The organism is Allobosea sp. GW823-FHT01F03, from assembly GCF_058798075.1.
In genome coordinates, this window is the sequence record NZ_CM179505.1 from 1,012,255 (window position 1) to 1,034,481 (window position 22,227).

28 protein-coding genes are annotated in these 22,227 nt (G+C 63.3%); 10 read left to right on the plus strand and 18 right to left on the minus strand.

Annotation, left to right across the window (positions count from 1 at the left end; translation table 11 throughout):
• Positions 1-418 precede the first annotated feature (418 nt).
• Both AC3RCC_RS04635 and AC3RCC_RS04640 read left to right on the plus strand, forming a co-directional pair.
• The gene (locus tag AC3RCC_RS04635) at positions 419-1,276 is read left to right on the plus strand and encodes a hypothetical protein (RefSeq protein ID WP_492257748.1); all 858 of its coding nucleotides are present in this window, start codon (positions 419-421) and stop codon (positions 1,274-1,276) included.
• A 1,348-nt stretch (positions 1,277-2,624) separates the two neighbouring features.
• Entirely contained in the window at positions 2,625-2,855 is a 231-nt protein-coding gene (locus tag AC3RCC_RS04640) for a hypothetical protein (protein WP_492257749.1), read from the plus strand.
• Between the two features lie 242 nt (positions 2,856-3,097).
• On the opposite strand, the gene AC3RCC_RS04645 is transcribed toward AC3RCC_RS04640, so the two are convergent.
• The 3 genes from AC3RCC_RS04645 to AC3RCC_RS04655 all read right to left on the minus strand — a co-directional run bounded on the left by AC3RCC_RS04645 (position 3,098) and on the right by AC3RCC_RS04655 (position 5,244).
• Positions 3,098-4,048 (minus strand): PAS domain S-box protein, encoded by a 951-nt coding sequence (locus AC3RCC_RS04645; RefSeq protein ID WP_492257750.1) that lies wholly within the window; start codon positions 4,046-4,048, stop codon positions 3,098-3,100.
• A gap of 305 nt (positions 4,049-4,353) precedes the next feature.
• Positions 4,354-4,500, minus strand: a complete 147-nt coding sequence (locus AC3RCC_RS04650; RefSeq protein ID WP_492257751.1) for a hypothetical protein — start codon at positions 4,498-4,500, stop codon at positions 4,354-4,356.
• A 189-nt stretch (positions 4,501-4,689) separates the two neighbouring features.
• Complete coding sequence (locus AC3RCC_RS04655) at positions 4,690-5,244, minus strand: hypothetical protein (RefSeq protein WP_492257752.1); 555 nt, start codon at positions 5,242-5,244, stop codon at positions 4,690-4,692.
• A 29-nt stretch (positions 5,245-5,273) separates the two neighbouring features.
• Here AC3RCC_RS04655 and AC3RCC_RS04660 point away from each other — a divergent pair, with 29 nt between their 5' ends.
• From AC3RCC_RS04660 to AC3RCC_RS04675, 4 genes are all read left to right on the plus strand, one after another.
• Positions 5,274-5,654 carry a hypothetical protein gene (locus tag AC3RCC_RS04660; protein ID WP_492257753.1) on the plus strand — a complete coding sequence of 127 codons (381 nt, stop codon included), beginning with the start codon at positions 5,274-5,276 and terminating at the stop codon, positions 5,652-5,654.
• Between the two features lie 22 nt (positions 5,655-5,676).
• Positions 5,677-6,720, plus strand: a complete 1,044-nt coding sequence (locus tag AC3RCC_RS04665; protein ID WP_492257754.1) for a sensor histidine kinase — start codon at positions 5,677-5,679, stop codon at positions 6,718-6,720.
• A 361-nt stretch (positions 6,721-7,081) separates the two neighbouring features.
• The gene (locus tag AC3RCC_RS04670) at positions 7,082-7,819 is read left to right on the plus strand and encodes a Crp/Fnr family transcriptional regulator (RefSeq protein ID WP_492257755.1); all 738 of its coding nucleotides are present in this window, start codon (positions 7,082-7,084) and stop codon (positions 7,817-7,819) included.
• Between the two features lie 42 nt (positions 7,820-7,861).
• On the plus strand, positions 7,862-8,089 hold the full coding sequence (locus tag AC3RCC_RS04675) for a DUF6894 family protein (RefSeq protein WP_492257756.1): 228 nt from the start codon (positions 7,862-7,864) through the stop codon (positions 8,087-8,089).
• 28 nt (positions 8,090-8,117) lie between these two features.
• On the opposite strand, the gene AC3RCC_RS04680 is transcribed toward AC3RCC_RS04675, so the two are convergent.
• The 3 genes from AC3RCC_RS04680 to AC3RCC_RS04690 form a co-directional block, all read right to left on the minus strand.
• A complete protein-coding gene (locus AC3RCC_RS04680) occupies positions 8,118-8,855 on the minus strand; it encodes an IS3 family transposase (protein WP_492258747.1) in 738 nt (245 codons plus the stop codon).
• Positions 8,804-9,154 carry a transposase gene (locus tag AC3RCC_RS04685; RefSeq protein WP_492257757.1) on the minus strand — a complete coding sequence of 117 codons (351 nt, stop codon included), beginning with the start codon at positions 9,152-9,154 and terminating at the stop codon, positions 8,804-8,806. The genes AC3RCC_RS04680 and AC3RCC_RS04685 overlap by 52 nt, the downstream gene beginning before the upstream one ends.
• Positions 9,155-9,364: 210 nt before the next feature.
• Positions 9,365-9,982 (minus strand): hypothetical protein, encoded by a 618-nt coding sequence (locus AC3RCC_RS04690; RefSeq protein WP_492257758.1) that lies wholly within the window; start codon positions 9,980-9,982, stop codon positions 9,365-9,367.
• Positions 9,983-10,206: 224 nt separating this feature from the next.
• Between AC3RCC_RS04690 and AC3RCC_RS04695 the strand changes: the two genes are divergently transcribed.
• On the plus strand, positions 10,207-11,085 hold the full coding sequence (locus tag AC3RCC_RS04695; RefSeq protein WP_492257759.1) for a hypothetical protein: 879 nt from the start codon (positions 10,207-10,209) through the stop codon (positions 11,083-11,085).
• A 462-nt stretch (positions 11,086-11,547) separates the two neighbouring features.
• On the opposite strand, the gene AC3RCC_RS04700 is transcribed toward AC3RCC_RS04695, so the two are convergent.
• Both AC3RCC_RS04700 and AC3RCC_RS04705 read right to left on the minus strand, forming a co-directional pair.
• A complete protein-coding gene (locus AC3RCC_RS04700) occupies positions 11,548-11,871 on the minus strand; it encodes an XRE family transcriptional regulator (protein WP_492257760.1) in 324 nt (107 codons plus the stop codon).
• Between the two features lie 209 nt (positions 11,872-12,080).
• Positions 12,081-12,320, minus strand: coding sequence for a hypothetical protein (locus AC3RCC_RS04705; RefSeq protein ID WP_492257761.1), 240 nt, complete (start codon positions 12,318-12,320; stop codon positions 12,081-12,083).
• Between the two features lie 69 nt (positions 12,321-12,389).
• On the opposite strand from AC3RCC_RS04705, the gene AC3RCC_RS04710 reads away from it, so the two are divergent.
• Positions 12,390-12,638 carry a hypothetical protein gene (locus AC3RCC_RS04710; protein WP_492257762.1) on the plus strand — a complete coding sequence of 83 codons (249 nt, stop codon included), beginning with the start codon at positions 12,390-12,392 and terminating at the stop codon, positions 12,636-12,638.
• A gap of 982 nt (positions 12,639-13,620) precedes the next feature.
• Here AC3RCC_RS04710 and AC3RCC_RS04715 read toward each other — a convergent pair.
• Both AC3RCC_RS04715 and AC3RCC_RS04720 read right to left on the minus strand, forming a co-directional pair.
• Positions 13,621-13,908 carry a hypothetical protein gene (locus tag AC3RCC_RS04715; RefSeq protein WP_492257763.1) on the minus strand — a complete coding sequence of 96 codons (288 nt, stop codon included), beginning with the start codon at positions 13,906-13,908 and terminating at the stop codon, positions 13,621-13,623.
• Between the two features lie 222 nt (positions 13,909-14,130).
• Positions 14,131-14,520 (minus strand): hypothetical protein, encoded by a 390-nt coding sequence (locus tag AC3RCC_RS04720; protein ID WP_492257764.1) that lies wholly within the window; start codon positions 14,518-14,520, stop codon positions 14,131-14,133.
• Between AC3RCC_RS04720 and AC3RCC_RS04725 the strand changes: the two genes are divergently transcribed.
• A complete protein-coding gene (locus AC3RCC_RS04725; RefSeq protein WP_492257765.1) occupies positions 14,519-14,719 on the plus strand; it encodes a hypothetical protein in 201 nt (66 codons plus the stop codon). The two genes, AC3RCC_RS04720 and AC3RCC_RS04725, sit on opposite strands and share 2 nt — an antisense overlap.
• 263 nt (positions 14,720-14,982) lie before the next feature.
• A complete protein-coding gene (locus AC3RCC_RS04730) occupies positions 14,983-15,234 on the plus strand; it encodes a hypothetical protein (protein WP_291638576.1) in 252 nt (83 codons plus the stop codon).
• Positions 15,235-15,309: 75 nt separating this feature from the next.
• Here AC3RCC_RS04730 and maiA read toward each other — a convergent pair whose 3' ends face one another.
• The 8 genes from maiA to AC3RCC_RS04770 all read right to left on the minus strand — a co-directional run bounded on the left by maiA (position 15,310) and on the right by AC3RCC_RS04770 (position 22,172).
• Positions 15,310-15,942: a maleylacetoacetate isomerase gene (maiA, locus tag AC3RCC_RS04735; RefSeq protein WP_492257766.1), complete on the minus strand. Its 633-nt coding sequence runs from the start codon at positions 15,940-15,942 to the stop codon at positions 15,310-15,312.
• Between the two features lie 123 nt (positions 15,943-16,065).
• The gene (locus tag AC3RCC_RS04740) at positions 16,066-16,671 is read right to left on the minus strand and encodes an acyloxyacyl hydrolase (RefSeq protein ID WP_492257767.1); all 606 of its coding nucleotides are present in this window, start codon (positions 16,669-16,671) and stop codon (positions 16,066-16,068) included.
• A gap of 94 nt (positions 16,672-16,765) precedes the next feature.
• Complete coding sequence (locus AC3RCC_RS04745) at positions 16,766-16,954, minus strand: twin transmembrane helix small protein (RefSeq protein WP_291638592.1); 189 nt, start codon at positions 16,952-16,954, stop codon at positions 16,766-16,768.
• Positions 16,955-17,018: 64 nt separating this feature from the next.
• Positions 17,019-17,891: an ABC transporter permease gene (locus AC3RCC_RS04750; protein WP_365877858.1), complete on the minus strand. Its 873-nt coding sequence runs from the start codon at positions 17,889-17,891 to the stop codon at positions 17,019-17,021.
• Between the two features lie 7 nt (positions 17,892-17,898).
• On the minus strand, positions 17,899-18,945 hold the full coding sequence (locus tag AC3RCC_RS04755; RefSeq protein ID WP_492257768.1) for an ABC transporter substrate-binding protein: 1,047 nt from the start codon (positions 18,943-18,945) through the stop codon (positions 17,899-17,901).
• 87 nt (positions 18,946-19,032) lie between these two features.
• Positions 19,033-20,088, minus strand: a complete 1,056-nt coding sequence (locus tag AC3RCC_RS04760) for an ABC transporter ATP-binding protein (RefSeq protein ID WP_492257769.1) — start codon at positions 20,086-20,088, stop codon at positions 19,033-19,035.
• Positions 20,088-20,903, minus strand: a complete 816-nt coding sequence (locus tag AC3RCC_RS04765) for an ABC transporter permease (protein WP_291638571.1) — start codon at positions 20,901-20,903, stop codon at positions 20,088-20,090. The genes AC3RCC_RS04760 and AC3RCC_RS04765 overlap by 1 nt, the downstream gene beginning before the upstream one ends.
• Before the next feature lie 33 nt (positions 20,904-20,936).
• Positions 20,937-22,172, minus strand: a complete 1,236-nt coding sequence (locus tag AC3RCC_RS04770) for a metal-dependent hydrolase family protein (RefSeq protein ID WP_492257770.1) — start codon at positions 22,170-22,172, stop codon at positions 20,937-20,939.
• Positions 22,173-22,227 lie beyond the last annotated feature (55 nt).

Below are 22,227 nucleotides of genomic sequence, written 5' to 3' on the forward strand. Positions count from 1 at the left end.
CATTCGTCGCCGGCCAGGCGCGGCGCCTCGGCCCAGCTCGCAACCCAGATCAAAGGCAGCCATCGCCCGCGCTCACGAACCGCAACGCATGGTCTGCGGCAAACCAAACCAATCGAAACCAAATCCAGCATGGTGCTCTCCCTTGATGAGGCGCACCCATACGGCTGGAATGGTTGAGACGTAGAGCGCGCCAGCATATGCCCCGCCTCCGGTCTCTTCCGCCGCGCCTCGGCAAGGCGCCGTCCCGCTGGCCCAGCCAGCCCAAGCGCACCGATCCAGAGTTAGGCACTGCCGCTCATCGCACATGGGCGCAGCAGGTGAAGGAGCGCGCCGGGTATCGCTGCGAAGACCCGGAGCATGACGCGCGCCAGCCTCGAGGCGGTCCCGGCGTCACCGTCTACGCCGATCACATAGAGGGTTGGTGCATCTGATGGCAGAGACAATCGGTCTCGCGATCCTCGGCTCGTCGCTCGGTGGCACCGTGCTGTTCGGCTCGACGACGGCAGCGACGGTCGTCGGCTCCGTCGTGCTGACCGGCGCGCTCGTCGGTGTCAGCTATGCGACGCAAACGCTGACTCAGCAGAAGCCGAAACGCGAGCGCCAGCAGGCGACACTCAATGAGGCGATGGGGCCGCGCCGTTTCATCTACGGCAAGGCGCTGGTCGGCGGCACGCGTGCCTTCTGGGATGCGCGCGGCGGCATGATGTTCCAGTGTATCATGCTCGCTGGACATGAGATCGACGGGATCGCCGAATACTGGATCGGTGATCAACGCGTGGCCACGGACGGCAGCGAGGCCGGCGGCAATGTCACCACCGTTCCAATGAACGGCGCGATCTTCTTCGAACGCTATCTTGGTACGCCCGATCAGGCGGCCGCGCTGATCCTGACCACGAATTTCCCGGAGGTCTGGACCGCGAACCACCGCTTGCGCGGGATCCCCCATGTCTGCGTCGTCTTCAAGGGCGTGCCGGAGAAGCACCGCAACAAGGTCTTCCCGCAAGGCGCCCACACCGTCCTGCGCTTCGTCGTGCGCGGCAAGAAGATCTATGACCCCTCCCTTGGCTGGATGGACCCGGAGAACCCCGCTACCTGGCTGTGGGGCGACAACTCCGGCGACGTCATTCTCGACTATCTGCGCGATCCGAATGGCTATCGCCGTTCTCTGGCGCAGATTGACATGCCGGCCTTCGCCGATTTCCACGCGCACTGCGCTGAGAACGTGCCGCGCAAGGACGGCTCAACGGCACCGATTATCCACTCATTCAGATCATGACGATCGCTGATCTGCTCGCTGGGTTGAAGCCGAAGCTCCCGCCCGTCCATGACATCATTTCCGCCGCCGCTGCATCCCGGCGGATTGCGCAACGCCGCGAACCTGCCGCCCCGACGCCCGAGGAAATTCGGAAATCCCCGCGCTTCAAGTTGCCGATCGAGGGAGGGCGGCGTGGAGAGGCTCAGCGATTGCTCGATCTTGGCGAGCCGCTCCTGTCAGCTCCAGTATCCGACAAGCGAGCGAGCCGAAAGCGGGCCTGACGTAACCGTTAACCGCTTGCTAACCCTGCTGGGCTGGTATCCAGAAGCACCTTTCTGACAGCGTTGTTTGATGGCGCGGCGGCGACTGCCGTTAGCGGCGCTCTGGTGAGCGAGGCCGCGAGTGCCGGCGAGTTACGGCTATACTGATGAAGGATCTCGATGACGCCCCGGCGGACTTCTCGCAGTACCGCGGGACCCGCCGCCACCGTCGTCGTCAGGTTTGCACGACCCGTCGCAAACGGTTCGGCCGTCGCGAATGCGTCTGCCGCTGGGTTTAGCCCCGCATCGAATAGAGCACACGCTAGACGACTGCCCCTCCCGATAAGTGAAGATTTCTGGCCCGGTCTCGCTCGCGCGAGGCCGGGCGCTTTTTTAGTTTGGAGATACCGCCCCAGGTGCAGCCTCTGTCCAAGATCTTGGTCTGCATGTCATTTGACATGGTGTGCAACTCGGACTGCGGCTAAGCGCGAGGAATGCGAGAAATTTCTTCCGACCTGATCCCGGTCCTAGCGGATCGATATGCCGCTTTGGCACAAGCGGCTGTTGAAGCTCAGGCTGCGCTTGGCCGAGGCGGGGACACCGAGCCGAGATGCGACTGGATGGCGTTTTCCGGGGCCCAGAAAAAGGCCTGGGAACTCATAATGGAGATTCGCGCCATTCAAGATCGAACGGCTGACGACGCGTAGTCCGCAGGGGAGGGTGAAATACCATTTCGATCATTGACCGACCCCGTCGATCTGGCCCGCGCATTTGCAGCCGTCGAGGAGGCCTGGGCAGAAATCCGATCGTCTTCATATGATCGACTCGGCACCGAGGAGCAGGAGCGCGAGCGCCTCAAGTTTATTGTCGGAAGCCTCGTTCCTATGGCGCTTGACGAGAAGGAGTTGGTGGCGCGAGCTGTTGAGCGCTTTACCGGCACAGTCCGAACAAGCAGTCTTCCGTCCGGGCGTGAGAACGAGGAACCGCGCGCTACGTAATGCGTTTCGATGATGGCGCTCTGAAGACTCTTTCGAGCGCCAGCCCTGCTGCCCGCCTTCTATTGGCTCGATTGGGCGGCAGGCGGTCCGTGTTGCGTTGGGAAGCGTGTCATGGAAACAGATCGCGTGGAGAACATCGCCAGGGCGCTTTGCCGATCGGCAGGCTTTGACCCGGACGCGCTTCTTCCGCCCGAAATGAACTATGCATTGATGTCTCCGGCCCGAGAGCGGCTACCCGCGTGGCAGCGCTTTCGACGTGCTGCGGAAGTCTATTGCCAGGCCGGCGGTTATGAACATGCGGCCGACCCGCAAAAACGCCCCGCCAGGATGCCCTCGATTTAGGGCTTCCGGGACGCATAGGATCGCAAGTCCCTCGGGGATAGGCTGTGGCGCATTCCCACCGCTCTGCTTCGACTGTTGATTTGACGCAGGGACCCAGAGCCGCAGCAGGACAGGAGCTCCGGGCTGCAGCGCCGGAAGATTTATGAGACGTGGCAATCGGTTCAAGGGGAGCCGGCGCTGCTGAGCGCGTGGCACGCCTTTTATCTTTTCGGCCGGATCACCCCGGGACCTTTTCGACTGGCTTAGCTGATAATCTGTGCTGCAGGCATTCTAACTGATACGACTAGTCCAGTGTCTGGCCAGTCCCTCACGACAGTGGCGCCGAGAGACCGTTCCACGCTCTTTTCGAGGCGGGTGCCAAAGCCCTGGGCGGTAGGAATCACGGGTGCCATCCTGCAATATTCCGCCCAGCGTAAGTCGATCACACCATCCGCAAGGCCGATCTCAATGGACAGTCGGCCTTCAGTGTCGGCCAGACAGCCATGTTTTGCGGCGTTCGTGGTTAGTTCGTGGATGAGAAGAGCGACGTGAGTGACGGCGCGAGGCCCGACAGCGGGGTCGTCGCCCGAAATGGAGATTTCCTGCTGGTCGGCGTAAGGAAGCAGGATGGTTTTAGCCAGCGTCTGAAGTGTGGTTGCTTGGTCCGAGAGGCCATCCTCCTCCCAATTCGGCATGGTCAACTCATGAGCCTTGTAGAGAGCCGCAAGTCGATCGTGGATATTTCGCGTTACCGTCTGGACGCTGTCGCCTGATTTCGCACTCAGAGAGACTAACCCTGCGGCGAGCGCGAAAAGATTCTTCACGCGGTGCTGCATCTCACCATAGAGGAGTTTCTGTTTCTCTTGGGCGAGGCGGCGCTCGGTTATGTCGCGCGCGATCTTAGATGCTCCAACGATTTCCCCGCGCGCATTTCGGATAGGAGAGATTGTCAGCGACAAATCGATGAGATCACCATTCTTGCGCCGCCGGACAGTTTCGAAGTGCTCGACACGATTTCCGGATCGAATCTGCCCCAGAATACCGGGCTCTTCGCCGAGCCGATCTTCCGGAATTAGTATGGTGATGGGATTCCCGACCACCTCATCCGCTGAATATCCGAACAGGCGGGTCGCGCCCGGGTTCCACGTCCGGATAATGCCATTCAGATCCTTGCTGATAATGGCATCATCGGACCCCTCAATGATCGCTATCAACCAGTCCTGCGGGTCCGGCTCGTGCTCGGGAAGCCTCGGAATTGGCCCTGCCTCAGCCATTGACAATTACAGCGCTCCAGGCGGTTCGGGCGACGCGGGATCGAAAATCGTCCCGGCCCCAAGCTTATCAAACGATGCGCCAGACTAACACGGTTTAAAGCCGCGCTCACAGTGACGCGGGAGACGCAGCGAGTTCGATGGACCTTAGTCGCAAAGCGCTCTTGAATGGCTGACGGGGTATCATCTCATCATCGCCGCAATGTCCCGTGCGCGGAGGGCAGCATGCCTTCAATGCGTTGACGGATTCAGTCGGCCTGCGAGTTGGTCGAGCCGGCGGTGGCACCGTCTGCACCGCCGGCTTGCCAGGGGTCGGGGATACCGCAGAGGATGAAGCCGATCGTGAGGATCACCAGACCGACTGCAAGCAGCCATAGGGCCGTTGGACAAGACATCGCTAGCGCCTCCGGTCGAGAATGCGAAACACATCCGATATTGCGATCTGTGGCCTACGGCCGCGCCTCTCCAACCAGCTTCTCCCCGCACAAAAATTGGCCCCACTGGCGCGCGCCCGCAGGGCCTATTTGCAAGTTTAGCGGGCGCTTTTCCTGGTCCGATGCGCCCGATACAACCTGACGGGCGCTTTATGGCGCCGAGGATTCGACGGTCGGTCGAACGTACGGAGTTGCGTTGGCATCGAACTGCGTCCAGCCCTCCCGCTCATAGTCGGCCCGGCGCTGGGCCATATCGATCGGGGTTGCACGGTCCATGATCGCCTCTGCTTCGGCGACGCGACCGTCAGCCGCACGAACCGACACAACCGATCCACCACGCCGAACGCTTTCTGCGTAGACGTGGGCTTCGCGCTCATCGACGCCGGCACTGGTCATCGCACCGATGATACCGCCCGCAGCTGCGCCCGCTGCGGCACCGGCGGCGGTCGCCGCTAGCCATCCGGCCGCTACGACGGGTCCGATACCGGGAATGGCAATCATCCCGAGGCCCGCGAGCAGACCGGCCGCTCCGCCGACGCCAGCGCCAATTCCAGCACCTTCCCCTGCGTTGCTGTCCTCGCCGTCATCGTTGCGAGGCCCGATCACGCTGATTTCAGAATCCGAGAAGCCGGCCCTTGCGAGGTCCTCCACGACTGCGGTCGCTACAGCATAATCATCGTAGGATCGAGTGATTGTGCGAGTCATTGCAGATCTCCTTTCAGAATAAATGGTCAATGCCGGGTGATATTGCCGCGATAGTCCACGCTCACGGTGACCGGCTGGCCGCCATGCGTGGCCGTGCCCTTCCAGACGCCGTTGTCGTCCTTCTTGAGCTCGCCGATGGCAGTGTACCCGTTGGCCTCGAGGCGGCTCTTGGCCTGGCCCTCGGTGAAGCTGTTCGCCCCGGGGAGGGGCGCATTGGCATCCGCCGGAGCCGGGCTCGGCGCAGGCGACGTCGTTGGTGTCTGGGCGTAAGCTCCGAGAGCGAAAAGCGCTGCTACGATCTTGGCGCCAATGTCTACATCACCAAGCCGGTCGACTATGACGGGTTCGCGAACGCCATCCGGCAGCTGGGACTGTTCTTCTCTGTGATGCAGGTCCCGGAAACCGAATGATGCAGTCGGCGAAGACGCGGTAATGCCTAACCGCATAATCCAAGCTGTTTATATCGACGACGATGGCGCACTCGGGCGGCTCGTCCAGCGCATCCTCGGCCGCCGCGGCTACGAGGTCGAGCACGTCACGACCGCAGAATCCGGGCTCGCCCGTATTGCTGATGGCGATGTCGATGTCGTGATCCTCGATCATGACCTCGGAACGAGTTCCGGTGTCGCCGTTCTCGAAGCGCTACGGGTACGGGAGCAAAGCCCACCGGTCGTTTACGTCACTGCCTCGACCGAACTCTCCATCGCCGTCCAGGCACTGAAAGCGGGGGCCGTCGACTATGTCGTGAAAACGGTCGGAGATGATTTCGAGGTTTTGCTCGTTGCCGCACTCGAACAGTCGGTCGAGCGCGCCCGGCTGATGCGGGCGAAGGAAGAAGCGGAGCGCCAGGTCCGGCAGGCAAAGGATCGGGCAGAGATGCTTCTCGCGGAGGTCAATCATCGCGTGGCCAACAGTCTGGCGCTCGTTGGCTCGTTGGTTCGGATGCAAGCTTCGGCGGTGGTCGATCCCGGCGCCAAGGCCGCTCTGGCGGAAACGCAAGCTCGGATAACCGCGATCGCAAACCTCCATCGCAGCCTCTACACATCAACGGATGTCCAGCAGGTCGATCTCGCTGCCTATCTGGAAACGCTGGTCGGCGATTTGGGTAATTCCATCACGGCTTCAGGCCGGACGCCTACGATCAAGCTTCATGCCGAGCCGGTCTCGATCAAGACCGATCGCGCCGTATCCGTGGGCATGATCGCGACAGAGCTGGTCACAAACGCTCTGAAATATGCCTATCCGGTCGGGGAGGGCGAAGTTCGCGTCAGTCTTTCCCGCTCTCCGTCCACGCAGGTTAGCCTGAGCGTTGCTGACGATGGCATCGGCTGGACCGGTCACGGGACGACGAAGGGGAGTGGTCTCGGCGGCAAGATCATCGCTGCAATGTCGAAGAGCCTGGGTGCGCAGCTCGAGTATCACGATAGGCCGATCGGTACGCTGGCTTCGATCACGTTCGACGAGATGGCAAGCTAGTGACGGTGCGGACCTCCGCTAACGGAGCTCGCGTGCCCCGTTCAGAGATTTATCGCCAGAGAGAGCGCGAGATTGAGCACCAGCGCAAGGAAGAGCCAGAATTCAACTGAAACGCCGTGCCGCATCGAACAGTCCCTCACTGGTCGCTTAGCAATTCGCAGTGAGAGCGATCGTTCCGATTTAGTTCAAATGCTGCCGATGATGGTTAACTGTCGGTTGCGCCGGCCTCACTGCGCAACAAACGCTTGGGATCCGCATCTGATAGGGTGTGCAGGAAGGGGAACGTAGGCGTCCTGGCGGGCAAAGAGAAAAGCGATGGATTGCATCCGCGAGACCCAGAACCTCATTCCGAAGAGGGCCGATGGATAAAGAACAATATCTGCAAGGACTGGTTCGGAAGCTCGAGACCAGCTCCCCCCTTCCGTTCGAAGAGCGCGAACAGCTGCTTCGCCTGCCGTTGACCCTGAAGCGTTTCGAGGGCGGCCAGGACATCGTCAGCGAAGGTGAGCGCACCAAGCAGTGCTGCCTCGTCTCGGAAGGCCTAGTCTGCCGCTACAAGATTGTCGGCGACGGACAGCGCCAGATCCTGTCTCTGCACCTTCCAGGCGACATTCCGGATATTCATTCTCTGCTCGTCGAGCAGATGGATCACAATCTGGGAACGTTGACTCCGGCGACCGTCGGCTTCATCCCGCATGATGCGGTCAAGGCCTTGACGCGTTCCTATTACCGGATCGCCGAAGCATTCTGGCGCGAGACCCTTGTTGAGGCCTCCATCTATCGCGAGTGGATGGTCGGGATTGGCCGACGTTCTGCCCCGAGCCGTATCGCTCATCTATTTTGCGAGTTCATCACCAAGATGACCGCGATTGGAGTATCTGACGGCGTCACATGCGAGCTGCCTCTCACACAGTCAGAAATTGCCGACGCGCTCGGACTGTCCACCGTCCACATGAACAAGAAACTGCGCGAAATCCGGCAGGCGGGGCTGGTTCGGGTCCGTTCAAGCCGGCTGACCATTCTTGACTGGAGCGGCCTGTGCGAGCTGGCTGAATTCGATCCCAACTATCTGCACCTGCGACGCAGCTCCAAAATTTGAGATTGCGTCGGAACACCGGGCTGTGAATCGCATTTCACAGACATGCCCAAGTACTTCTTTCACACCCGAGACGGCGGACATGTCGAACTGGACGATGAGGGCACTGACCTGCCCGACGATCAGGCCGCGAAGAATGCCGCCAAGGAACTCCTGTCCGGGTTGAACCGCGAAAAGCTCCCGAACGGAGATCATATGGAAATAGCGGTCACCGTGAAGAACTCAGCCGGCGCGGAAGTCTATTCGGTGACTCTGAACCTGGATGGGCATTAGGGCGCCGCCCACTCTACAACCGTGTCGTTCAGTCCTTTCGGTCTGCGGCGTCGGCCCCACGCAGGCCGATAGGCATTGTTGGCCCCTTCGTCGTGTCTCGATCTGTCTGCCGCTCGGCCTTGGCATTATCGTAGGGATTGCCGCGACGCCCCATCGATCCGACGAGGCCTTGCTCGGCGAGGGCCTGCCGGTAGCGTCCAGCCGCGTATTGCGACCCGCGGTCCGTTTGATGCACGCAGCCGGGTGGCGGCTTTCGCTCTTCAATAGCTGAGCGCAGCGCGGCCAGCGTCAGCCTGACGTCGATCGAGCGGCCGATGGCGTAACCGACGACCTTGCGCGACCAGGCATCAAGGATCACGGCAACGTAGACGAAGCCCGCGATGATCGCGACGTAGGTGATGTCGGCCACCCAGAGCTGGTTCGGCCCATCCGGCACGATATCCTTCGCCAGGTTCGGGAAGATGGGCAGTTCGTGATCGCCATCGGTGGTGGCGATATAGCGCCGGCGCCGGCGCGGCTGAAGATCGTGTTCGCGCATCAGGCGCCTAATCTTCTTGTGATTGGCGACGAAACCGCGATGGCGCAGCGCCGTTCGCATCCGTCGACAACCATAGGCTTCGAAGCTCTCGGAAATCGCGGCCATCGTCTCGACGAGTGCGGTGTCGTCGATGCTCATGGCCGGCTTGTCATAGTAGGTCGAGCGCGCGATCCCCATCAGCCGGCATCCTTCTGCGACGGAGATGCCGCGGGGCCGGTGATGACGGATGTAGTCGCGCTTTTCGGCCGCGGACCGTGCTTCAGAGCCCCCTTTAGGAACTCGATCTCCAGAGCCTGTCTGCCGACGAGCCGTTCAAGCGCGGCGATGCGCGCCTCGTAGGCTTCGATCGTATCGGCGGCGATTGCCTTGTCGTCGAAGGCGCCAGACTCGAACTTCTGGATCCAGATCCGGACCAGGTTGCGTGACAGGTCGTGCCGGCGGGCGAGGCTGTGGAGCGTCTCGCCTGCCAGGTAATCCTGTGTCACCTGGCGTTTGAACTCGATGCTGTGGGTGCGGTGTCGGGCCATGGGCTTCCATCCTTCGAAAGCCCGGCTCCCCGGTCAATTGCTCGCCGTCACGCTGTCCGTCTCAGGGGGCGCACTCCAAGTTGAGTATTCAATGGGAGCTGGCAATGTCGATTCGGGAGCCGCCCAGGGATCTTCAAAGCTGACAGTGCTGAGACGCGAACCACGACAATGCAGCATGGCCCCAGTGCTAGCTAGCGAGGAGGTGCCGGGCTAGCGCAACAAACCTTTGACCGCGAAGGCTTCCCACCCCTCCAATCCTGCGCCCGGATCGTCGTCTTCCGACGTTGCCTCATCAGATTTGGTCACTTTCGTGCGCCCCCGAGTTAGCCGAGCCTTCGCCGCTGCGCGTCGACGGTTTTCTGAGATGGCCGCAGCATCCTCCTCCCGCCACACTGTCGGCAAGTCGCGATCGAGCACATCCTCTATGTGCTGCGGGGTAAAGACGTGAAAGGTGACGGCCCTGGCGCGGCCTCGCATTTTGACGGTGCGGGTGCCAGCACTCTGTAGTCTGCCGGCCTTCATCCATTTGTGTCGTTCGCGGGGGGAGATGCCCAGGATATCTTCGACCTCGCTGGGAAGCACAGGGCAAGCTGCGATGCCCTCCAAGATCCTTGTGACCGTCGCTGAGTGAAGTGCGAATTGATCGCGGTCCTCCTCAGGCATCCGCAGCACAACGTGGCGCCCTTGAATGTGAACATGCTTCCTGGCCTTCCAAGGAAGGCGGCGGCGGACTTCTCGTTCAAGGCCGTATGCTCTGACCGACGATCCCAGAGTCGCAATTGATGGCAGCGGCCACTCGGCAACGAGAAATGAGCTCGAGGATGTCATTCGGCGCATTCTCCACGGAGGATCAACCCGCGCAGCTTGATCAAGTTCCGGGCCCTCTGGGTCTCTGTTTGGAACTTCGCGATGCCTCCACGGTTGCAATTTGGTCGCCATTCCCCGGCGCGGAAAGCGGAGGCCCTCCATGAACGGCATCATTTATATCATAGGCCTTGTCGTGGTCGTTTTGGCGATCTTGTCCTTCCTCGGGCTAAGGTAGGGGCCGTCCCATGGCACTAAATCCAACTGATACGGTCATCGTTGCACCCGCCTCGAACGATACAAGCGCCTCCTATTTGGACTGGAGCCCGATTTTGGGTGGCGCAGTGCTAGCTGCCGCAATTTCCACGATCCTGGCAGCTTTTGGTTCGGCAATAGGCCTCTCTATGGTCTCGGTCGACACAACTCGTTCATCCGGGCTGGCCGCGCTCGCCATCGCCGGAGGACTATGGGCGTTGTGGGTGACGATCTCGGCTTGCGGCGCGGGTGGATATCTGGCCGGGCGAATGCGCCGGCCCTCGCTGGACTCCACAGACCATGAACGCCATGTCCGAGATGGCGCTCATGGTCTAGTCGTATGGGCAGTTGGCGCGTTGCTTGTCGCGTTCATCACCAGTTCGACCATCACGGGCGCTGCAAAAACTGCTGCGACCGGCGTTGCAAGCGCTGCCGCTGGGGTCGGCGCGCTAATCAGCCAACAAGCGGACCCTGTCGCGTCGTCGTTGGACACGATGCTCCGCACGACCGGCACGGAGCCGATTTCGGCGTCCGAACGGGAGGAAGCCTCGCGCGTTTTAGTCCGGAGCGTAGCCAACGGGAGTGTCGATGCAGCGGACCGTAGCTACGTAGCCTCGAGGATCGCAGCCCGTTCCAATATCTCGCAGCAAGAGGCGGAGAAACGGATTGATGATGCGTTCGCTCGCCTCAATCAAGCCAAGGAGGCGGCCAAGCAGGCTGCCGAGCGTACTCGGAAGATGGCGATTGTGACGGCCTTTCTAACCGCTGCTGCGCTTTTGGCAGGTGCGGCTGCTGCGTGGTTCGCGGCTGTGCTCGGCGGAAAACACCGTGACGATGAAACCGACCTGACCTCGCTATTTGGCCCGCGCTGAGAGGGGGGCATAAGTGTGCTCCGGCTCCACTCGCTGGAGCACACTGGCTGTGGACTGCTGGCTCGTCCGGCCTTGCCGCGGGTCAAGAGTTGGCTGCTCTCGGCGATTCACATCTTGGACGACGGGGCAGATAGCCCGTAGTCGTTCGGCGAGGTCAAACGCGAGCCGCTGGCGCAGCGGTGTCGGCCATTCTTCAAACCGAGGCAGCGCTTCGCCCAGGCGGCCTCCTCAACCGTCCGCTTCCAAACGGCCGGCAAGGGTTGCGATCTGGGCGGGCGCGCCACTTAGCTAATCGTCATGCGGCGCACCTAGTCGCTCTCCATCCTGGAGTGGGTGATGCGCGGACGGCAGCCTCAAGGTCGTCCAGCGTGGCGGCAAAAGACGATCTGCTGCTAGCGACAAACATGGGCTAGGTAGGGGCCCATCAGGCCACGATGCGGTTACCTCGAAATCCGGCGGACGTTATGGATTGCCATCCGAACTCGTTACGCCGCCTTCGCCTTCGAGGCGAAGAATCTGCTTCACGTCCTGGCGAGTGAATTTCAGCCGGACCCCAGCTCCCATCCCATCACGCTCGTCCAACAGCACAATCCCAAATTGCTCGCAGGCTCGGAGAACCGCTGCTGTGTCGTCATCGGAGCTAAGCCATGCGCTGCCGTTTGCCTCTATTAGGCTCACTGTCCTGACCGGCAACCCGGCGGCCTGGGAGAAGTCTTCCAAACTGATGCCGGCCAATGCGCGCGCCGCTGCCACCAGCCGTCCCGTCACTTTGGTCTCTTCGGTCATGATCCTGCCCTTTACCGGAAGAGGATGCTCCTTGCATCATACTGTCTTTCCAGCCCCACGAAGCCGAGCTCTACCAGCAGGGTAGCACAGCAGCGGCAAGGGTAAGCGATCGGGGCAACCCGAAGGCTGCGCTCATGCTCCGGGCTCATTCCCGGCCCTCTGGGCACCGGCATCGCCGAAAGCGTTCCGGGTGCAGATGATCGAGCGGATTACTGCTGAGGGTGATGTTTGGATTGCTCCTGAGCGGCGCGAGCGAGCAGAGCTTCCAGCTGAGCGAGCGCCGCCGGCGGCAGGATTAGTTCGACGTCCGCGTCAGCTTCTGTTTCAAATTTGACCAAGGCCCCTTCGCCTGGGTCACCGCTTACGGTGATCTTTGAAACGCTGACCACGGGGATTTCGACAACGGGCTTATCTGGCATGTGGCTATTGAGCTCCAGACCGATTTTCAAGGCAAGTGCTCGAGAGCGAGGAACCTCCACCGTTCTCCGATGTTGCGAAGAGAATGCGGAGTTTCTGACATGCGAATCGAGAGCAAGGAAGAGTTTGCTGCTGCAGCTGCCCGCGCCAACGCGCTGAGTGACGCAGCTGAGGGTACGCCGGCGGCTGATGAGCTCGCGGCGCTGGTTTCAGCGATCCGAGACTGGGAGGTCCGTCGAAAGCCTGAAGGTCACGGCGCCGAAGAGAATCCCGAGCCGGGCACGAACCGCAGCCCCGATGACCTCTCGTTTTCAGGGCTGCCGGGGAATCTCGGCAAGCTTCGAGAGTAACCGTCCGGTCCTAGTCTGGAGCACGAGGGAGGCATCGATGGGCAAGACAACGATCGAATCTGAAAAGACCGGCGGGCAAGCTCGCAGGAGCGCAGATAGTCGCCCACGGCCAGGAACTGACATTCCCGAAGCCAAACCGAAAGGCGGGAGCGTGCGAGCCTCGAGGGAGGAGGCCTCCAAGGGCGAACGGAAGCCATCGGAGTCGTGGAGCCCGATCGATCCAGGCCGGCCGACGCAGGACGATTAAGTGGCTGCATCCCCCCAGAATCTTGCGGCGGGGCCGCGATCTAATCGCAGCGCAGGAAACGCCGGCATCAAGGGCCTGAGCACCTTCGAAGCCCCAGTCTCGCTTCGGCGGGGCCGGGCTTTTTGGTTGATCATCGCCGTCTCCAATGCCGGCTCAAGGGAGCGCGGCGGCGCGGCTCGTCGACCTCGTTCTGCTTGGCGAGTGCCAGCTCGAAGCATCCGCACCTCTCATTCGTGCTTCCACTCTTCTGACCAGGTCGAGACTTCACGGCCGGCGCGATGGGCCGCTCATGTCGCGAACCGATCGATTATTTGGCGGGAAAGGCGGGTGCGTTCGCGATAGGCTTCGGTTACGCCCGCAGCATAGCTGCTACCGGGTGACAGCCCAAGCGCTTCGCACGTTCCGGGCGGCATCAAGGCACCGTCCGAGGCGAGATGAGCGCTGACGCGGTTCAAGGTGACGACAAGCATGCCGGGGGAAGACGCCTCGATCCGACCGTCGTGGGGATACGAGACGAGCGCCCGAAAAGCCTGCCGCACGCTCTGCTTGTCGTCAGCCTGTATCGCTGCAGTTATTTCCTGTAGGCGGAAGACGGTGCGAGGGGGAAGATCTCGTGGTCTCATGGGACCACACTTCCCGCGAGCCGCTGCCGCACCCGTAGCTTCAGCGTCAGATACCGAACCTGGATGAGTAGCCGCTCACGCTGGACCAGGAAGGCAAAGAGTTCGGACCACGTCATGCCGTGATCCTCCGGACCGTGGCCGGCGTGAGACAGGCCGCGACCTGCAGCATCGCGGCGTGAATACTCTCTTGCGTGCCGGCGTCGTCGATAAACTCCCGCCCGACATAGGCGAGGAAGCGTAGGCGCGCAGCGGCTTCATCGAGGCTGAGAGGCTTCGTCCCGCACAGCGCCGCGAAGGCAGCATCATAAGCCGCCTGCGCCTGCGGATCATCGTCGCCGATCTCTGCCGCGACCATCGCGGCCGCGAATTCAAGTTGGCAGCGATGGACGGGGTCAAGCATGGCCGCCTCCAGCCCGCTTCGCCACAGCTCGCAGCATCTGTTTCCGGCGCGGCATGCCTGGGTGATAAACTTGACGCCAGGGGCCGCCGTCGGGCGTCGGATATCCTGGCTCGTACCATTCAACGACGTACCAGCCGGGGCGGCCGGCGAGCCCGGCATAGGTCGCGCCGCGCTCGTCGAACCATGCCAGGATGCGCTTCCAGCGGGGCGGCGGGCGCACCGTCATGACCTCGCCCCGGCTTCAGCCGCGAGCGAGCCCGCCAGCGCTATGATGCGAGACATGCCGTCGAAACAGGCGAGCTCATTCTCGAGGAGGAGCCGAGCGCGGTACTCATCACCGGGTGGTAGGGCGCGGGCCATGTTGACGAGATGGTCCGCATACTCGAGCAGGCCTTCGCTCATCGCCGAGAGCGCTTCACCGGCAGCGCTGTAGCTGTAGCCTCCGGGCGCCGCAGCGAACCGCGGCTGGCTCATCAACCCGTCGACAACATCCATGATCGTCTGTACGGCCTGGTGCAGCGACCAGAGATCATGCGCGTTGGTGGTCTCCGGCAGGGGCGGCAGAGTGTATTCAGGCAAGGCGCTCCCAGCCGCCGCTTGATGCGTCGTCATGGTCTTCTCCACGGTGATGAAATCAGGACCGGCGGCGATGCTGATCGCCGGCGAATGCACTCGTTACGCGCACGCGGTCGTCAACAGCACTTCAACAGCAAATGTCATTTTGTTCTCTTCCTGGACCGCATGCGTTCTTGTTCAGGAAGATCAGAAAGTCCCGTATTTTTCGGGAAATCTACGATTTGACCGTCGTTGACATCGTAGGGGTCACAGGTTCGATCCCTGTCGCGCCCACCATTTTACTCCTTGGATCCCAAGGACTTGCGGCCACCCTCAGCGGGTGGCCGTTTTGCTTTCGGCGCCCGAACAGCGCCTGGACATCGCACCCTGCCGCGAAGGGGCTTGTCTTGCCAATGTCCGATAACGGGCGGAAACTGTGCTGGCGTGAAGACGCTGGCCGCAGAATGCCGGGATTTCGGCCATGTTCTTGTCGGTTTCTGCCGAGGCGGAGAAACGACCATGCGAACGAGATGGTATGTCGCCGTGATTCTCGCCGCCGCGCTCGGCGGCTGCGTCACGCCGGCCGAGCAGCGCGCCGCCGATGAGGGGCGCTGCCGGTCCTATGGCTTCCGGCAGGGTTCGGACCCGTTCGCCAATTGCCTGATGGCGCTTGATCTCGATCGTTCGGCGGCGCAGCGGGCCCGGCTTGAAACCAGCTTCTACGGGCCGGGCTTCTATGGGCCGGGCTGGTATCCATATCGGCGCTGGTGACAGCGCCGCGCGATCCTCGGGCTCCGTGAGTCCGTCGCTTCTACCGTGCTGATTCGCCCTGCCCGTCGTTGCGCCTCATTCGGCGTCGGCCTGCCTTTCGGGAACCGCGTCGCGGAAGGCGGGCAAGGCGAGCGCCGCGGCTTCCGCTGCGAGCAGGCGCGGGAATTGCGCGACGTCGACCTTGAAGCGGCGCGCATTGCCGAGCTGCGGCACCAGGCAGAGATCGGCGAGGCCCGGTGCGGCGCCAAAGCAGAAGGGGCCCGCCGTCCTGGATGCCAGGCGCTCGCAGGCCGAAAGCCCGTCGATATTCACCGCCGCGGCCCAGGCCAGCACCTCGTCGCCGGCATGGCCTAGCTCGCGCAGCCGGTTGAGCACTTTGAGATTCTGCACCGGGTGGGTATCGCAGGCGATGACCTGGGCGAAGGCGCGCACCCGCGCCCGCTCCAGCGGATCCGCCGGCAACAGCTGCGGCTCCCGATAGGTCTCGTCGAGCCATTCGATGATGGCGAGCGACTGGGTCAGGACCGTGCCGTCGTCGAGCTCGAGCACCGGCACCAGCCCCTGGGGATTGAGCGCGAGATAGGCGGGCGCGCGCTGCTCGCCATGGCGCAGATGATGCGAACGATGCTCGACGGCGATGCCCTTGAGGTTCAGGGCGATGCGCACCCGCCAGGCCGCCGAGCTGCGAAAATAGCCGTGCAGTATCATGCTCGCCTCGTCCCTCGCCGCCGGTCGCCCCGGCGTCCTGTTGTCGGGCATTCCGGGGCGGATTGACAGGCGGGCTCGCCGAAATTTCTCAGCCGGCGACCGGGCGCGGGCCCGTGAAGGCGATCAGAAGGTGTAGCCGAGCCTGGCGCCGAAATTGGACGGGCCGCGCGGGCTGCCGGTGCCGGCGGCGAGATTGTCGGAGCAGTTCGATGTGCTGAAATGCTCCATCGTCGCAATCAGGCTCCAGCGGTCGTTGAGGCGGTAGCCGAGCGAGGCGGCGCCGCGTGCTCCGGTATTGCAGCCGAGGTTCAGCCGGTTCTCGGGGACGACGGCGCCGGTCTTACCGTTGTTCAGCGCGGCGCCGAGGCTGGCTTCGACGAAGAAGGCCTGCGAGATGTCGATCGTCCAGGTGGCGCCGGCATAGGCGTATTGCGTGCCGTTGAGATTGAGGCTCGAGCCGAGATGGAAGCGCGGGACGAAGGCGTTGGCGATGCGATCGCTCAGCGTTGCGATGCGCGGGGTCAGAAACTCGCCGCCGAAATTCAGCAGGCCGCTTTCGCGCCCGCCGGGATTGGCGGCGCCGGTGCCGAAGCGCGCTTCCCAGGAGGCGGCGGGCGATTGGCCGGCCGGCGCATAGCCCACGGCGCGGGAGACGTTGCTTTCGCTCTGCGCCAGGGCTGGCGCGGCCAGGAGGGAGAAGGCAACGGCTATCGACGCGACGCGAACCATGGCGGGCAGATGTTCTCTTAATCAGATGGTAAGCTAGTGAAGCACAGAGAGTGGTGGCCGCAATGTGACGGCGCGGCGCTGTCCACCGGATGCGTCAGCCGCTGCGCCACCATGCCACGCCCAGGATCACCAGAATCGCGATGAACTGCAGCACGACGCGCAGGCGCATCAGTTTCTGCGAGGTGCCGGCGCTGCCGCCGCGCAGCATGTTGATCAGGCCAAGCAGCAGCACGACCGCAACGGCGCCGACCGCGACCGGAGTGAGGATGGACGAGAAGCTCATCGTCAGGGTGTAGTCCTGTAGGCTCGCCTTGGCCAGCGTCGCCACGGCGGCGAAGCGCCACAGTTCAGCGATAGCGGCGCTGCACGATCAGATTGGCGGCGAGGGTGAGCAGCAAGGTGGCCGTCATCAGGATGAAGGAGATGGCACCGCCAAAGGGCCAGTTGTTCTGCTGGGCGAACTGGCCATAGACCAGCGGCCCCATCATCTGGAATTTCGGCCCGCCGAGCAGAACCGGCGTCGCATAGGCGTTCATCGCCAGGATGAAGGTCAGGATCGTGCCGGCGAGAATGCCGGGCAGAGCGAGCGGCCAGAGCACGCGCCGGAACATCGCCACCGGGCCGGCGCCGAGGCTGAAGGCGGCTTCCTCGACATTGCGGTCGATGCCCTCGATCACGCTCTGCAAGGTCAGCACCATGAAGGGCAGGTTGACCGCGACGATGCCGATCAGCACGGCATTCTCGGTGAACATGATCTCAATCGGCTGGTCGATCAGGCCGAGGCCGAGCAGCGAGGCGTTGAAGGCGCCCTTGTTGCCGAAGGCGGTCATCCAGCCGGCGGCGCGCACGGCATTGCCGACGAAGAGCGGCAGCACCACCAGCATGACCATGAGGTTCTTGAAGCGGCTCTGGGTGCGGGCCAGCACATAGGCCAGCGGAAAGCCCATGATCAGGCAGGCGAGGGTGCAGATCACCGCGACGCGGACGGTGCGCAGCAGCACGTTGAGGTAATAGGCGTCGGTGAAGAACTTGACATAGTTCTCGAGCGTCAGCCCGTCGACCATGAACTGGCCGGGGACGAACTGGTTCAGCGAATAGCGGAACAGGATCGCGACCGGGCCGATCAGCCCGATCGCGACCAGGATCGTCGCCGGCAGGACGAGCATGCCGGCGAGGCTGGTGCGGGCGCCCGCGACGGGTTCGGGGGCGGTCATGCTCATTGCGGTCTCACGCCTTGAAGACCTTGTCCCACCACTCCTTCATCGCCGCGTCGTTCTTGGCGAGGTAGCCGTAGTCGAGATCCTTGAGGCGCTTCTCCTCCTCGGGCGTGAAGCCGATGCGCTTCTGCAGGTCGGGGGCGATGGAGAGGCCGGTGACGGTGCCGTTATAGCCCATGTCGACGGCGAAGGCCTCCTGGGCGCTCTTCTCCAGCATGGCGTTCATGTAGAGATAGGCGTTCTCCTTGTTGGGCGCGTTCTTGGGGATCGAGAAGCCGGAGATGTAGAGCGGGATGCCCTCGCTCGGCGCGGCGGATTCGACGGGGATGCCGGCGTTCTGCCACTGCACGGCGCGCGCCTTCCACATCACGCCGATGCCGATCTCCTCGGTCTTCATCGCCTGGGCGAAGGCCTCGTTGGTCGGGTAGATGCGGGCGCCGGCCTTCTTGGCCTCGAGCAGAACCTTCTTGGCGCCCTCGAAGTCGATCATGCTGGCGCCGCCGGTCGCGGCCATGGAGGCCGCCATGATCACATAGAGATACTGGATGTCGATGAAGCCGATCTTGTTGCCGTGCCTGGGGTCGAAGGCGTCCTTGAAGCTGGTCGGGGCGGGGCTGATCAGCTTTGGATTGTAGACCACAACCTTGCCGGAATAGATCTGCCCGATGCCGTAAGGGTATTTCATCGTCGGCATCAGGTTCTTGGCATTGGGGATCTTGGCATAGTCGAGCTGCTCGACGACGCCGGCCTCGTTCATCTCGAACATGTTGGCGGAGGAGAGGCCCTGAATGTCGGTGGTGCCGCGCGGCAGGCGCCGTTCGGCCACCATCTTGGCGCGCCGCGGCGAATCCGCGGCCTGGTCCTGCAGGATCTCGATGCCCTTCGGCTTGAGCAGCGGCTCCTCGATGTTCTTGGTCAGCAGGCGGGCATAGTCGCCGCCCCAGGTGCCGACCACGACCTTGCCGCCGGATTGCGCCAAGGCAGGGCTGCCGAGGGCGGAGGCGGCGGTGCCGGCGGCCAGGCCCTTCAGGACGTCGCGTCTGTCGATCGACTTCATGACTGTTCTCCCCTGTTGGACGCCTGCTCGGAAGCGCTGAGACATGGTCTGATCCGGAGAGCGGTCGCCGCCTTCCGGAGCCAGGTTTCAGCTCTCGCGCGGATAGACGAGCCCGGCGTCTTCGGCCCAGCCTATCGTGATCCTGTCTCCCGGTTTCGGCTCGACCGTGCCCTGCCGGTTCGGCAATTGCAGCAGCATGCGGTCATGCTCGGTCAGCCGGACATCGATGTCGAGCAGGGCACCGAGATAGGAAACATGCTCGACCCGGGCCTGGAATCGGTTGGTGCAGCTTTCCGCCTGCGCACCGATGGCGAGCCGCTCGGGCCGCAGCGCCAATGTCGCCGGGCCGAGCGCCGGGGCGCTGCAGTCGATCTCGAGTCCGCCCTGGCTGCGGAAACGGCCGGGCGCCGCGATCTCGCCGTCGAGGAAGGCGCTGCGTCCGATGAAGCCGGCGACGAAGCGATCGGCCGGCTTCTCGTAGAGCTCGCGCCGGGTGCCGATCTGGCGCACCTTGCCCTTCTCCATCACCACCAGCCGGTCGGCCATGGTGAGAGCCTCTTCCTGATCATGGGTGACCATGATCGTGGTCAGGCCGAGCTTGCGCTGGAGGTCGCGGATCTCGACGCGGACCTCCTGGCGCAGCTTGGCGTCGAGATTGGAGAGCGGCTCGTCGAGCAGCAGCACGTCGGGCTGCATGGCCAGCGCCCGGGCGAGCGCGACGCGCTGCTGCTGGCCGCCGGAGAGCTGGCGCGGATAGCGCTGGTCGAAACCGCTGAGCTGGACGAGGCGCAGGGCCTCGGCGACGCGCGGGGCGCGCTCAGCCGGCGCCATCCTGCGCATCTCGAGGCCGAAGGCGACGTTGTCGGCGACGCTCATATGCGGGAACAGGGCGTAGCTCTGGAAGACCAGCCCGCAATTGCGCTTCCAGGGCGGGAGATTGGTGACGTCACGCTCGCCGATGGTGATCCGCCCGGCGGTCGGCTGGATGAAGCCGGCGACCATGCGCAGGGTCGTGGTCTTGCCGCAGCCGGAAGGGCCGAGCAGCACCAGGAACTCGCCATCAGCGATGTCGATGCTGAAATCGTCGACGGCGTGGAACTCGCCATAGGTCTTGCGCAGATGCTCGATCGACAGACGCGCCATCAGACGACCCGACTCAGCTTGACGTAACGATCGGTGACGATCATCGCCGCTCCGATCAGGACGATCTGGATGACGGAGGCGGCGGCGACCGCCGGATCGATCTTCCATTCGAGATATTGCAAGATAGCGATCGGCAGGGTGATCCGCCCCGGTCCGACCAGGAAGAGGCTCATCTCCAGATTGCCGAAGGAGGTGACGAAGCCGAACAGGCCGGCGGCGACGAGGCCGGGCCGGATGCTCGGCAAGGTGATGCGCCAGAAGGTCGTCCAGGGATTGGCGCCGAGATTCTGCGCGGCCTCCTCGATGGTGCGGTCGAAGCCGACCAGGCTCGCGGTGACGAGCTTCACCACCCAGGGGATGACGATGAGGGTGTGGGCGGCGACGAGGCCGCCAGCCGAGCCCAGCACCGGCAGGCCGGTGGCGATCTCGGTCTCGATCTGGAAGACATAGGTCGCGGTGCCGAGCACGATGCCGGGCATCACCAGCGGCAACAGTAGGAAGGTGTTGAGGGCCGGCCCGAGCACGATGCGATGCCGGACCAGAGCGAGGCTGGCGGGCACGCCGAGCATGAGGCCGATCAGGGTCGAGAGCACGCCGACCTGCAGGCTGAGCAGGAAGCCGTCGACGAAGGCCTTGTTGCCGGCGGCCGCCGAGAACCAGCGCAGCGAATAGCCTTCCGGTGGGAAAGAGGGGATTTCCTGGCGGAAGAAGGCGAGCCAGGTGACGAAGATCAGCGGCAGGAGGATGAAACCGAGCGAGAGCATGGCCGCGCCGTTGAGCGCGATGCGGCCGAGGCTCAGGCGGGCGGCAGTCAAGCGGGCTTCCCTATCATCGGCCGGCCGTTTCCCTCACTGCAGCGTGTTCTTGTGGAAGGCGCCGCCCTTCATGATCACCGGCAGCTTCGCACCCTGATCCTGGAACAGGCCAAAATCCTTCAGCGGGTCGCCGTCGACCAGGATGATGTCGGCGAAGGCGCCTGCACGCAACGTGCCGAGCTTGCCTTCCATGCGTAGCAATTGCGCGCCGACCGTCGTCGCCGAGCGGATGATCTCGATCGGCGACAGCACCTCGCGGCGCAGCAGGAACTCGCGCGACTGGTCGACCTGGAGCTGGCCGAGCAGATCCGAGCCATAGGCGACGGGGACGCCGGCGCGCTTGCAGATCTCGAGCGATTTCAGGCCGCCCTCGATGACGAGATCGTTCTTGGCCAGCATGTCGCCGGTCATGCCGAATTCGGCGGCGCGCTCCTTCATCGCGTAATAGGCGACGAGATTGGCTGTGAGGAACATGTTGTTCTCAGCCATCAATCTGGCCGAAGCCTCGTCGATCAGATTGCCGTGCTCGATGGCACGCACGCCGCATTGCGCGGCGCGGGTGATCGCTTCGGGCGTATAGGCATGGGCGCAGACATAGCGCCCGAAGGCCTTGGCCTCGGTGACCGCGGCCGTGACCTCCTCGACGGTGAACTGCATGGAATCGAGCGGATCGTAAGGGCTGGCGACGCCGCCCGACATCATGATCTTGATGTGGTCGGCGCCGAGCCGCATCTGCTCGCGCGTCGACTTGATCACCGAGGAGACGCCATCGGAAATGTTCATCGTATAGGCCATGGCGTTGCAGCAATGGCAGCGGGCGCCGAAATCGGTGCGCCGGCGCGGATCGCTGTGACCGCCGGTCGGGCCGATCGCGGCGCCGGCGATGAACAGGCGGGGACCCGGGATGTCGCCCTTCTCGACGGCTTCCTTGATGCCCCAGTCGGCGCCGCCGGTGTCGCGCACCGAGGTGAAGCCGCGGTCGATCATGCCGCGCATCAGGCGGGCGGCGCGGGCGGTGGCGAGCGTCAGCGGCACGCTCTCCAGGATGCGAATATAGACCTCGGAGAGCATGACATGGACATGGCTGTCGATCAGCCCGGGCATCAGCGTGCGCCCGCCGCAGTCGATCACCTGTGCCTTGGCGGCCTTGATCGGCTTGTCGGAGACCTCGCGGATCAGCTCGCCCTCGACCAGGATCTCATGGCCGCCTTGTAATTCCCCGAGCGCGGGCTCCAGCATCGCGAAGTTGCGGAACAGGATCTGCGTCATGGCGGGCGGCCTCCGAGCGATCAGTCCTGATATATTATGGGCGAAAATTCACTTG